The sequence below is a fragment of the Hoylesella timonensis S9-PR14 genome (assembly GCF_000762405.1).
Taxonomy (GTDB): domain Bacteria; phylum Bacteroidota; class Bacteroidia; order Bacteroidales; family Bacteroidaceae; genus Prevotella; species Prevotella timonensis_A.
Genome location: NZ_JRPQ01000273.1, coordinates 1 through 13182 on the forward strand (window position 1 = coordinate 1; position 13182 = coordinate 13182).

The window sequence follows — 13182 nt, forward strand, 5'->3', positions numbered from 1 at the left end:
CAACGAATGAAACAAAAAAAACAAATTTATATGGTTGAAAAATTCGTTTCTTTCGCTTTATTCGTTGTAAAAAAAAATAATTTCGTTGTGAAAAATATCCTACTAAATTTGTGTAATTCGTTGAACGCTGGCGTTCATTGAAATTCCAAGAAAGAAAAATTCGTTTCTTTTGTTTTATTCGTTGTAAAAAAAATAATTGTCCTGTTCTATACGAATTCTGTTCGTTGTTAAAAAATCTTTGTTGCACCTGCAACCTCACACCCTGTTGCGATGAAACTGAAGGATACGTCCGTGTTATTCCGTTGCAAAGATGATAAATATTTCTGTTGCATCACAACAAGATTAGTGGCGAACAAAGCAATTGTGAAATTCAATGAGGTTTTCTTTGCCATATCTTCCAGCCACTCCAAAGACACCATACGCATGCCACGCCCATGAGGAAGATGTAAAATAGAGACGCCATGCCCAAAAAGGTAAAGATGCGTCCTGTGTGCACTTCTATGCAAACATTGCGTAATGACATGGGGAGCGTTGTCATGCTGTCGGGCATACGAAGAAGAGAATTTCCCTTCTTAAAATCCACGACCATGTCAGCATCGTCCAAGTCTGATGAAAATCCTGCAATGGCGTGACTTCCAAAAGGACTCCCACTGACAGACTGCACCTTTTGATGCGTGAAATAGTCGATGACGGACTGATGCGCTCTATCCCATACATACATACCGCTGAACGAACCTATCAGCCATGTGTTGCGATGAGTGTGCTGTTCGACATTGATGCCCATGACGCTCACAGGAGGCTGCACCTTCTCTCTTTGCGGTGTGTCGCCCAAGTGACGAAGAGAATAGAAACCGTCCGACGTACACAACAGCCAGTCGGCTTTATTCTCATCATACCGCAGCGAGCGCAGACAGCCATTCCATGGGTTGTCGCTATCCATGGAAGAAAAAGGTATGGGCGGTATTTTGCCAGAGGCTATGGCGATGAGCGCAGGCGGACGTAGCATCCAGCCCGTAATGGTCAGCAACAACAGAAAGAACATCGCACCTCGTCCCAACTTGTTGTGCCATGTTATCAGTCCTCGCTTCGTACGTTTTGCTAACGATGAACGGGAACGAGGCGCAAAAGAATAATATACACCTGAGATGGAGAGAAACAAGAGGATTAGTCCCACCGCATCGACAAAGAGCTTGCCAGCCATACCAAACAGTCCGCCTCCATGAAGAAGCCATATCGTTCGGAAGAGCGAAACTTTCCCTTGGTCTTTGTCTGTTTTCGTCAAGGTAATTTTTTGGAAGTCGTGATAAGGAAAGCGAGACAGATAAACGTAAGACCGCCCCGTGATGATGAGCGAGTCGCCCTTCTGCGTAATATCGCTCAACTTTTCATGCTTACCTTGAAGGATATCAACTTGTTCCCATACGCCATGGGGGTTCAAACGATATAAATGACGTTGGCTCATGGCGTATAGACTGCCATTGGGCATGACCGCCATTCCACGAATGTTTCTCAGATCGGCACATTTGGGCAGTCCGCGGTTAAAGTCGGTTATCGTGTCTGCATCCTTCTCTTTCGCCCAAATGCCAGCGTTGCCATATATCAACACCTTGGTTCTCCATTTCTGTGTACCACGAAGCAATCCTTGGTTCCACTGGCTATATCGATATTCTGAGGGTAACAGTGTCCTACTGATATCTATGCCTTGAAACAACTTGGCGTGATTGAGTACTATTCCCGAGAGACAAAAGAGTATGACGAACGGAGCTAAGATAATTCCTAACCATTTATGTTGCCGTCTCCATGTTGCTTTTTTCATCCTAACTCCTTTCATCATTGCTCAACTCTCTTTCGTTGTTTACCTTTGAGCCAAAGGTAAACACCCAACAAAATAAACACCATGAGGATGACAAGCATTTGCCAAGCGTGTTTCTCTGGCTCTACCCAAAACTCTTGAAAGAAGTTCATTCTTCCCAATATTTCCACAGGTGTCCAAAAGATAATAACGGTGGCAATCGCCATTCGTATGTTCGCACCCCATGCAGCGATGTGAAGTTGGTGGCGAAACATGAAGATAGACCCCACGAGACACCCCACTCCCACAAGGAACGTCACGGGGTGATGATCACCGAGGAAAGTCTTGTCGTAGCAGAACATGAGCAGCAAGTACATTGCCCAAAGAATCATGTTCAACTCCATGAACGTGACGATGCTCGTGTGGCGTGTCATGGGTTGCACCACCACAACCTTGCGCTTGCTTCGGAAACATACCTTTTGTATCCATGTAATCAGGTCGCAACCGTTCTTTGTGCTGAACACATACATGGTCATCACCATCATCCACAAGCCAAACGAAGCAGGCATGATAAGGTATTCGGGCTTTGTCACCACTACTCCATTCTCTATCTCTGGCTGAACGCCATAGCGTCGGGCATAATACAGGAAGAGGAACTCCACCCAACCCGTCCAGAAAAGCAGTCCACCGAAGAGTCCCCACAGCGTTTGTCGGGTATCGCCCTTCACAAACACACCAACGATAACCATGATGAGGCCTGCCAAGCCCATCATAAAACCAGCAACGTGCATGGCTCCTTCGCTCATGAACTTCTCCATCAATATCATCAGCGCATGACCTAAGGGCATGGCGAAAAGCACCAATAAGAATGAGGCGATGGTGCGCCACCAGTAGTATTCTCTTACTTTCTTATCCATATTATTGAGGTATGTTATGATTGATTGATGCTGCGTATGGTCTGCCGTATCAGCGTGATGAGCTTTTGTGTTCCTAATCCAGACCGTTCTCCCGCCATCTTGATGGTAGCCTTTTTCAGAATTAATTTTCCCAATGCCGTTTGCAACATCTTAAAAGGTGCGTATTGCTGAGCCAAGGCTTCCTTGAGACCAGGATATTGCGAGAAAAGATCTTTGAGCATCGTGTCTTCGGTAATCTCTGGCACCTGTTGGTTGTTATCTTTCCCTGCTTCCACAGTGTCTGTCATTGTAGCGGTGGGCGGTGGTGTGGCAGACTTCTTTTCTTCGTCTGCCCATGTGAGAAGCGTCTGCGACCCAGTGAGCGAGCGGATGCGAGTACAGTCTTGCATCACTTCAAGGATGCCCCTAAAAGTACCCTGCCTATCTCTCACGGCATAGTAAGTGATGTAGATAAACAGGTTGGACTTGTTAATCCAAAATTCCGCCTTGCTCTGTTCGCCACTTCGCATCTTTTCCACGATTTCACGAACGATGTGCACGCTCTTGCGCGGATGGCAGTTTTCTACCTTTCGCCCTATCACGTTTTTAGAGCGAGGGAATATGCGGTGGTCGGTGTCTGAATAGAATTGCACCAGTTCATCTTCATTGACAAACGAGATGTCGAAAGGCAAATGCTGGTAGATGAGATTGATTTGCTCGAGCGTGAGCTTACCTGTTGACACGTCTAACGGTTGGTTGTGTCCTATGCCGTATCCATACTTCGCCAGCAGCGATTGCAGTTCTTGGGCAAAGCCGTCGGTAGGGCGAATGTTATCTTTCTTCTCTGTCTTTGCCACGTCGATAAAGGCAAAACCTATCTCTTGGTCTCCACTCTTCATTTCCTCAAATTCCTCTTCTTTGATCAAGGCGAGCGAGGTTGGATAGAGGATGGCCTCTTCTTTGTCCATCAAGTCGCGGAGATAGGGTATCAGCTCTTTCACTTGCGCAATAAAAGCCTCTTCATCGTTGGCTTCAAGCAATGGTTTCAACTTCTTCACGCTGTTGGAAATCATGTCGTCAAAGGTCCACATGGTGACGGTGGGACGATCAAATCCTTTCTTCTCAAGAATCGGATAGAGTTGATTTTGCTTTCGGGTATAGTGTATGAGGTAGGCAGAGGCTTTGTCCAACAGTTCCAGCCACTGATTCTTAATCACAGGATACTGCACCAAGTCTTCTGCGGCATTCAGTATGCTGCGCATCTCCTCATTCTCGCGATAGTAGTGACGGATGGGATGATCATCAGGCAAGGTTGGAATGCTGTAATCCATCATCTCCTCCAGCAGCTTGTTGAGTTCGGAAAGATTCTCTTTGAAACATTCCTCCGGATTTTCTTCCGTCATCGTCTGTTCCATCAGGGCATAATGATAAGGGCGCAGCTTACCCACTTTCTCTTTCAGTTGTCGTTTGGCTTCCTCAAGCGAAATAGCGCCAAGAGCGTATTGCTGCTTGATGTCAGCCAAACGTTGCAGGCGTTCTATCTCTATCTTAGGCAAGTGCCGTTGCATTTCGCATATATTCTTGTTCATAAGAATTGTATTTTCAGATTTACAATATAACGAGCAAACGTAAGTTTTATTTCAGTTCATCACAATAATAACTTATTTGTCCGCCCGTATCGTCGATTTCGGTGTGTTGATTATACCAACTGACGATTTGTAACTTGAAATAACGCTTACCATCGGCAGTGCGCACCACATAAACATGGTATGAGGGTGTATAAGTCATGGGAGGTCCAGAGAGAAACATATTTCTCTCCAACAGAGGGTTTGCACTTGTGAGTGTGCGTTGTGGTCCGTTATTGGGGTCGAACCATGGATTCTCCTTTGGATCGAGCTTGTGTGTGTTCACATAGCGAAACCAATCGTTTTGTGAGTAGGTTATCATCACTGTGGTATCATTATCTACTATCCACTTTTCTGTTTTTGGCAGTTGCTCTACACGCTGCCAATGGTCGTAGTCGCCAAACCCGAGGTCTATGACGCCACCTTTCCCTTTTCCGCTTGTGCCGCTATTGGTACGAACGTGATAGCCACAAAAAGCGATGTCCCAATCCAGTCGGCTTTGTTGCTGTCCCTCCCTAATATCCCTGTTAGGGGCAGTGCGGTTGAATATCTCGCCAGTGCGCAAGTTAAAATATATCCAGTCGTTGGTAACCCCTGTGGTATAACTCGCCACACGCGGCATCACCTTTCCAGTAAACTCTTCCGCATCATACGATATACACGAGGATATGGAAAGAAAAAGGCAAAGGAGTAATGGGAGTGATTTTGTCTTCATTTTATTATATTTTATATTCAAACTGTACGTACACCCTTGCTCCAGCCGTGGCAGGAACACTAAAAGCGGTAAGTCCAGAGCCAAGCGTCTTGGGTTTGTAATTAAAGATATTATCCACCCCCAACGACAACCGGAATCTCTCTTTGTAAGTCTGTGCCACGTTTAAGTTGCATAACATATAAGAAGGTAATGTACAACGGAAATAAGCATCATACGACCTAGCATCCTTCTCTACATACACTCTATCTTGCACATCATATTGCTTCTCGCCCATGATTTGAGCGTTGACATAAGCGTCAAGTCGATAGTTTTTTTTGTTATAGCTATATTTAATTCCTGCCGTGGCAGCATGTGGAGATGTGGTATTGATGCGCAGCCCTTTCTCCTTGCTCACGTACACATACGAGTAAGAAGCGTTCAGCGTGAGCCATTTCTTTGGTGTCCAGCGTCCCAGCAAGTCAATCCCCGCAATGGTCTGGTTACTGAGATTAACATACTCAAAGTTGTATTGCATATCGTAAATACGCCATACGCCTTCTATCTTGTCCCGAAAGAAGTTGCCATAAAGTGTACCATTGAAGAAGAAACGCCGGTCGCTATACTCCACACCTGTAGAAACATAATTGTTCTTCTCTGGCTTCAAAAACTCATTGCCCTTTATCATGAACATCCCCAAATGATCCCAGTTGAAAAAGAGTTCTTTGATACTCGGCGATCGGTAACCCATGGAGTAGTTGGCACGTACTGCCCAATGTTCATCAAGCGAATATTTTGCGGCTATCTTTGGCATATACATAAATCCAAACGCTCTCGAAAAATTGGTGCGCACCCCAGAAGAGAACATCCAATGGTCGCTTGCAGTCCAATCATCCTGTACATAAAATTCAGTCTCGTTCAGTGTGCGCGATGTCATTTTGTGGTTCACAAAGCGGTCGCTCGTGAGTTGATCTCCACAATATTCCAATCCCATGACGATTGCGTGCCCTTGAAAATAGTTGCTGGTAAGTGTCAGTCGTGGCTGAAAGATGCGCGAATGATAAACCGGTTTGCGTTCATCACGACGTTCATGACGTTTGAAGCGGTCGTAATAATCGTTGTGCAGGCTTGCCGTAAGCGTAAGCCAATTTTTCAGCGAGTAGCTCATTTTCATTCCCCATGTGTAGTCACGTCCCTGTGTCAACACGAGATCTTGCACCAAGTCGTATTGGTTGATGAAGAACATGGAGCCGTACACCTGCGCCTTGAAATTCTTTGAGGGCTCAAAATAGAGTTTTTGCGAGGCGATGAGATGCTCTCTGCCCTCTATGCCCATGGGCGGACGCGGAAAGCTGCTTTCCAAAACGATGTCCTTTTCCAAGAAAGGATTTGCCTCTTTCGTGTAGACCTTGCGGTCGTTCTTGTCTTGGTACAGGTAGAAAGCGTCGCTTTCGCTGTACCATGCGTCAGTTTGCGAAGTGAACGCTCCTTTTTTGAATCCTGCCGACAGCCACCCTTGTACATTTGGGCGGTCGGCATTCTTTTCAAACATATAAATAAAATCTTTCTTCTTGGGATTTTTGAAGTTGCGCTCGTTCATCTGCCCCCAGCGTACACCTGCGTCAAAAGCAAAAGGCTCGTTGGTCTTCTTGGTGATAATGTTGATGACCGCTCCCGAGGCGCGACTGCCATAGAGCGTGCTGCTGGCACCTTTTACAATCTCAACGCGGTCTATGGCGTGCAGGTTGAAACGCTCGTAGTCGAGGTTGCCCGCCATATCACCCGTCATGCGCTCGCCGTCAGTAAGGAAAAGCACATGGCGAGCGTCCAAGCCGTCAAGGTTGATCTCGCTGCCGAAGTTTACTTTCTGTATGCTTAGCCCCGGCGTCTCGTGTTGCAGGGCTTGTTGGAAGTCGCCGTACCCACTCTCCACCAATCCCTTTCCGCTGAGCACCCGCGTGGTAATGGGCGACAGCTTCACTGGGCGTGCCGACTGCGACCCCATCACCACCACGCCGCCTAACTGCATGGTCTTCGTTGTGTCCAACTTCGTTTCTTGCTTGTCCTGTGCCAAGGCGGGCCGCGCGCCTAAACCTGCCAGGACGAGGACAAACGAAATAAATGTTGTTCCTGTCTTCACTGTTCTTTTTTTATACTTAACCCCACAGTCCACAAGCGCGAGCATCCATGCAAGGCTGGCACTGTAAATTAGCCTCGCCAGCTCGCCGGGCCGTTTTTGTGGCAGGGCGCATTGGTCATAATCCATGCTCTTTCTTATAAGCAGCTAAATCCGCCTCATATTTGGCAAAATCTTTCTCGTAGGTGTCCATCTTCGAATAGTCAATGGTTTGCAGAAAGACATAGCTTTGCATCAGCATGACATTGAAGTTGGTTGAAAACTCTATTTGCTTGGTGTTTACGTTTAGGAAGCCTGTGACTGTTCCTGCTCCGCCTTTGCCGTCAGTATATTGTTTGTTTGTGTCATTTTGGTTGGGGGTGTATGTCACATCGCCGTTCACGCCAGTAAACTTTATCCATCCATCGCCTTTGTACTCGTCTTTTTCCCATGAATTAAGTGGGATGAGCCGGCAATAGATGTTAAACCATACCTGTACGGGCATGTTTCCCACCGAGAAATTCTTGAGCTTGATATTCAGGGGAGTCTCCGACTTCAAGTTCCAAGAGAAATGATATTTCAGGGGACAACCCTCTGGAAGAAGCGTCTTGTCAACAGGTCCCATCAACGCCTTGGCACGTACCACTACGCTGTCTTTCAGAATCTCTTTTGCTTTCAGGACAAGATTATCCTCCACAGGCTTTTTGCCATTCTCCTCATCGCCGCTGCATGACGATAAGACGGAACTGGCAAACAACGCAACGGAACAAAGCAAGAGTGCCCTTGCTTTGTTCTTTATAAATATTGTTGTGTTTGATGAAATCATTTTTTGCCGCTAAAATCAAAAGTTGCTGTATAATTCTTGCCCATCACATGGCAAACCATGCGCAAATTAAGACGTCTGTTTACAATAGAACCCGTCAAAGGCTGAACATTGAAATCTCTATCCATAAAAGGAAGGATTCCTACTGTTACTTTAATGTGACCACCGCCTACACCATTTGAAACTATATTACCATTGGCATCAAGTGTAAAAGTTGTCAACTCCTTTGTAAGGTCAATCGTATGATGGGCAGGGCCACCCCAAAAGTCCAAATAGGCATGTATGGCATACACTCCATTTCCTTTGTCGACAATGCCGAATGTTACTTCTTTGTTGAATTTATGCGTAACATTCTTGCCATTCATATCAGCATAGGTAATCTTTCCAGAATATTCTCCAGCCATGGAAGTGGCATCGCCTGCGAAAAGAAACATGTCCCTCATGTTCTCCTTGGCGTTTGCTGTTCCCAAAAATGCGATAACAAGTGCAATAAACAATAATATTTTTTTCATTTTAGTAATTTTTTATATTCAACTGTATATGACCTCATAATATACGTGACCATGTGCTTATTTCGTCCAATCGAATATCGGTACAAATTCGGTGTTGAATTCGTTGTTATATCTTATGTCATAACCCTTGCTAAGGTTTTTACGATATTTTTTCACAAATGCGGCGCCATTGGTGTTATCATAGACATCTTTCGTCGTGGAGAACACAGTTTGACCATTTTCCATATCAACATCTTCAACTTTTATGAAAACTTTAAAGTTAGGATAGGTAATTTTGCACTTGGGCAGATCAATAAGTTTAAGATTGAGAGCTCCTTCTATTCCGCCTAAGTTTATCTCCTGTAAATTCTTCAAAGACAGCAACCCTATTTCTTCGGCGTACTTTGCTTTCTCAGGAATCGTTATCTTTTCAAGTTTGTCACAACATTCTATACCAAGCCATGAAAACTCAAATCCGAGCATATCCTTTTCTATTCCCCTTTGCCCAAAAGCCTGAGACATTGAAAAGTCGATGTTTCTAATTTCTCTATTTTCGTAAATACCTAATACACGCAGATTGACGGCATCATCCAAAATAATTCCATTGGGTGTGTCTATGCGGTCTAATACCAACATTTGCACGCTCTTGGGGATTCTTAAATAAGGCATGGATGTGTACTTGCCAGACTCTTTAGAAGGACCTATACCAATAGCAGTTCCTTCATACCCTTTATTGTGAATAATGTATTGTACTCCATCCAAGTCATCTACCTCTGGGTAAAATGCTAAAGGTTGTACTTTTTGCTCTGGACTAACAAGACGTTTTGAAATATCAATCACGTCATTGCCAGCCTCGTCTTTAACAAAGAGATTTGAGAACATCTCTTTCAGGCTTTTGCGAAGTCCTGCATTTGGAATGGTTCGTATGGTATTGTATTTCTGCAATTTGCCGTTTTCATCGCTCATCTGCATGTCGGCGTCTTTCGCGGTTTTATAAAAAGACACAATTTCATCCTCGTTATATTTTGCGCTGTTAGGCAGATAAAGTTTGTTGAGATTGCGCAAAATGGTGATATTGCCGGCCGCGTCCTCTTTTGTCAGTCCCTTGAACTCATATATTCCGTTGCCCGTCAAATCCACACCAGTAACCTGCGCCGGAAGATTGGCAAAGTCGAACGTTGGTCCATATTCATTGTTGGAGAGTTTTACGTCCTTCAGGTTGGGCAGGATGTCAAGCCCGCTTAAATCTTTCAGCTTGGTGCCACTAAGGTCGAGCGAGGTGGTGTTGTTCGCCAAGTCGTTGAGCTCCAACTTGCCGTCTTTGTCAAACTGATAGCCTTTCTGCTTCAGTATGTTCATCAACTCCGTGTTCTTCAGGGCGTTTGCACTGTACTTCACAACATCTTCATCACTGCTGCATGAGGCAAGCCCCATAACAAAAAATGCCAATACTGGCAATGCTAAATTCCTTACTATTTTCATTTTGATAATCAATTAAATAAATTTTGAATGCAAAGTTAGCGGTATGTTCCGAACACTACAATACCTATTTTTTATGATTTCTTTTTTCATATTTTGCAATCCTCATTTATGAGGATACTATTTTGCGCTGTCTCTATCCTCATTTATGAGGATTTTACTTCGGATTTTTCATATCCAACTTGATGATAAAAGTCAACAAACGCTGCCTTTCTCCCAGCAAAGCGATATAGACAAAGTCGCACCAAACTGCACTGATAACGAAGCAAGTGCTCTTCTCTTTCATTCTATTAATCTTTGCTAATTTACGTTAATTTATGGGGGGGGTAATTTGAAATGTTTCTATTTTTATACCTTTGCAAAAAACTTTTGTAAAGGCACGTAAGTCAATAGGATAACAGGCTTTTTCGTTTGCCAAAAATATACTGTTTATCGCACTTGAGAGCGATTCTTATAACAAAATTATACTTATCACTAATCAAAATTTAGAAATTATGACGATGTGTTATGACGATGAAAACAAACTGGAAAGATGTCTATTCATGGCATCTAAGAAAAAGGAGTATGTTGCACCTCACACGCATGCTATATTTATAGAAGCTGTAAATTTGTTGGCTGCTTCTGATCCAGAGGCAAGTGTGGATGATATTAAATATGGAGGAAACCTCTATGAAGAAGACATTGATGACCAATAAGCAATGTCAAAAGCTGCGCTACCGTGGAGCGTAAAACGTACCAGCAATTGTAGAGAAAGAAAAATGATAATAACAAACAAAAATCAAAAATACGTATCACATGACTTCAAAAATATTTTCTATAACCATTATTTTGGTTTCGCTTCTATGCTTTTCGTGCAGCGAAACAGACATGGATAACGAGTTGAACCCTAACACCCCTCCTTCTACTCATGCGTCAACGACTTACGATGTAGACATCGAGGCACAAACAAACGCCCCCGAACGTCAGCATGCGTCTGCCAAACCTTTTGACATGTCATTCAAGGTCAGCGAAGAAAACATCGGTGGAAAAACAGCTTTGTACCCTAAGCTGAATATCACCAAAGAGGTCATACCGTCGCTCGTGGTGTTGTACGACAAAAGAAACAACAGAAAGGAAATCGTAGAAGCCAACTGGAAAGTTGTCAAGAAAGGAACAGACGTCAAACTTATATTACAAAAACTGTCTCTTCAAAGCAACATAGCCGATGGCGAATGGTACTTGATGTCGATGATAGGTGGCGGAGAAAGGAAGGGCGATAACTTAGAAGTGAACACAGAGACCGCTATCAATGTCGTGGAAAAGAATCAGGAGTTCAGCACGTCCTGCCCTTTTGCAACGACTTGGCGACGCATTGTGAAAAACGGCAATCAGATTAAGCTTGACAACAAAAATAAGAAGATGGTATTCAAGCCGCAAGGGGTCTTTTTGATGGTATGGGTAGAAAACCGCACGACACTCGATACAAGGCTTCGTCGGGAAATTACAATGGAGAGCAATGCCTTCTGTGCTTCGGGTGCGTATAAGTTCGATATCAACAAAGACCAAATTGCAGAAGATGCAGATTTGGCTGCAAGTTACTGGGAACCCAACAGCGCAAACATCATTCAGGGGCTTTCTCCTGTGTACGAGAAATACAATGCGAAGCAATATGCCACCACCATCAAGCTCAATTACCAAGATGGAAAAGACGATGGAACGCTTCGCCAAGGTAAGAGTGACCTCAACAATTATATCTATTTCAACAGCTATAAGAAACCGGCAACAGGTGTTGCTGCAGCCACAAACACTAAGACCACACGAGGATTTCTTGTGTGCCTGATGCCAGTTAATTATAAAAAGACAAGCAACTACGGTAGTATTGTAGGCGAAACTTTATTCTATGGAAAGGTGGATGTCACCACCACCAATAGGAAAAACTTCACCTACGACACGAAAATATACGGAGACAAGGACAAGTCAGACCCCAACACATGGTGTCCATATATGGGCAACAGATATCTCTTGGGCAGTTTCTCTAACGAACTCGAAAAAGGCACATGCTACAAGATGATGCTAAGAATCGTGCGCCCCATGCTCCCCATTGAACGGTTGTGGGCTTATAAACCCGAGTTATCAAAAATCAGAGAAAACGCTGAGAAAATTTCCGAAGGAACATTAAAAGACGGTTATTATGCCTCTGTTGAGAACAAACAGTATCGGTTGCCCAAATATTCCGAATTCATCCCAATCTTCAACAACCCTAAGAATCAATTAGATAATGACGACAGCTATGGTGGTGTTAAAATTCTTGATGCTGGAGAGGGGTACGGAAAGCATTTAGTGATGGGGTCACACCGTGATTTTGTAGACATCAATGGCAGGCAGAATAAATTTGACAACTGGTTCTGTTCGGTGAAAGACATCAAGGTGTTATACGGAATTATGTATATGAAACCTTTCAAGGAACGAGATAAGTTTGCCACAAACAATTATAAAGTGGCAGTCAGAATGACTTTTCCAAATGCTAAAGCGAAAGCAGGAGTGGCAAGCATAGACGTATATTATTTTGGACCAAACTATAATATATCGGAGAACAATGCTGGTTATTATTTTGCGCACGAAGATTTCTGGAGAAGGCTGAAAAAGGAAGACATCATCCAACGTAAATTTCAGTTAGGTCCACATTGGCTTGACTATAAGAACGCAACCCATCCACATGAGACAAAAGCCTACTATGCGGATTTTAATTTAAGTGGCATTGCGCAGAAAGGAAACGATCAACCTGGAGGAGGTTTCAAATTTTTCAGCCCTTGGTTGAAAAATCCTGCATGGTAATCATTAGAAAGCAATAACATGGATAGGAGGTAAATACGGATAGAAGTATTTACCTCCTTTGCGATGATTTCCTACCGATCACCCTGCCACATCGATTGCTGAATTTTCTTTACAAAGTACCTCTCAAAACTCGCGTGTAGACCACCAGAGGCATTGTTGGTGGCAAATACGCCAAATATGAGCGATGTTCGTAATGCGTTGTCATGAAACNTGTTACGATTATCGCCTTTCTTTTTCTTCCCATTTTTCCCGATTTTTGTCCGCTGAAGCATGATTCTAAGCCCGCTGTTTGCATGCTTTAAGGGTGTTATAGCATGATTCCAACGCCCTTGTTACATGTTTCCAAGCACGTTCGAGCATTGTTCCAACGAAATTGGGTGTTTGATTTGTTAAAATCAGTCCATTTTTGTCTGCCGTTTGCCTATTATTTTTTTCTATTTCGAAGATTTTAGCCA

11 protein-coding genes are annotated in these 13182 nt (G+C 43.9%); 2 read left to right on the forward strand and 9 right to left on the reverse strand.

Annotated features, from left to right (window positions below):
• Positions 1-370: 370 nt before the first annotated feature.
• The 9 genes from HMPREF9304_RS12820 to HMPREF9304_RS15205 form a co-directional block, all read right to left on the reverse strand.
• Entirely contained in the window at positions 371-1816 is a 1446-nt protein-coding gene (locus tag HMPREF9304_RS12820) for a PepSY domain-containing protein (protein ID WP_036929871.1), read from the reverse strand.
• A gap of 14 nt (positions 1817-1830) precedes the next feature.
• Entirely contained in the window at positions 1831-2709 is an 879-nt protein-coding gene (locus HMPREF9304_RS12825) for a hypothetical protein (protein ID WP_036874119.1), read from the reverse strand.
• Between the two features lie 14 nt (positions 2710-2723).
• Complete coding sequence (locus HMPREF9304_RS12830; RefSeq protein ID WP_036929862.1) at positions 2724-4277, reverse strand: DUF438 domain-containing protein; 1554 nt, start codon at positions 4275-4277, stop codon at positions 2724-2726.
• A 46-nt stretch (positions 4278-4323) separates the two neighbouring features.
• Positions 4324-5028: an HmuY family protein gene (locus HMPREF9304_RS12835; protein WP_008123032.1), complete on the reverse strand. Its 705-nt coding sequence runs from the start codon at positions 5026-5028 to the stop codon at positions 4324-4326.
• A gap of 4 nt (positions 5029-5032) precedes the next feature.
• Positions 5033-7189: a TonB-dependent receptor plug domain-containing protein gene (locus HMPREF9304_RS12840; RefSeq protein ID WP_374187987.1), complete on the reverse strand. Its 2157-nt coding sequence runs from the start codon at positions 7187-7189 to the stop codon at positions 5033-5035.
• A 70-nt stretch (positions 7190-7259) separates the two neighbouring features.
• A complete protein-coding gene (locus HMPREF9304_RS12845; RefSeq protein ID WP_052046165.1) occupies positions 7260-7946 on the reverse strand; it encodes a DUF4903 family protein in 687 nt (228 codons plus the stop codon).
• On the reverse strand, positions 7943-8455 hold the full coding sequence (locus HMPREF9304_RS12850) for a hypothetical protein (RefSeq protein WP_036929864.1): 513 nt from the start codon (positions 8453-8455) through the stop codon (positions 7943-7945). The genes HMPREF9304_RS12845 and HMPREF9304_RS12850 overlap by 4 nt, the downstream gene beginning before the upstream one ends.
• Positions 8456-8512: 57 nt before the next feature.
• Positions 8513-9916, reverse strand: coding sequence for a leucine-rich repeat domain-containing protein (locus tag HMPREF9304_RS12855; RefSeq protein ID WP_036929866.1), 1404 nt, complete (start codon positions 9914-9916; stop codon positions 8513-8515).
• 154 nt (positions 9917-10070) lie between these two features.
• Positions 10071-10199 carry a hypothetical protein gene (locus tag HMPREF9304_RS15205; RefSeq protein WP_262502983.1) on the reverse strand — a complete coding sequence of 43 codons (129 nt, stop codon included), beginning with the start codon at positions 10197-10199 and terminating at the stop codon, positions 10071-10073.
• A gap of 208 nt (positions 10200-10407) precedes the next feature.
• Between HMPREF9304_RS15205 and HMPREF9304_RS12860 the strand changes: the two genes are divergently transcribed.
• Positions 10408-10608, forward strand: a complete 201-nt coding sequence (locus HMPREF9304_RS12860; RefSeq protein ID WP_036929868.1) for a hypothetical protein — start codon at positions 10408-10410, stop codon at positions 10606-10608.
• 100 nt (positions 10609-10708) lie between these two features.
• Positions 10709-12727, forward strand: a complete 2019-nt coding sequence (locus HMPREF9304_RS12865; protein ID WP_036929869.1) for a hypothetical protein — start codon at positions 10709-10711, stop codon at positions 12725-12727.
• Positions 12728-13182: the final 455 nt, after the last annotated feature.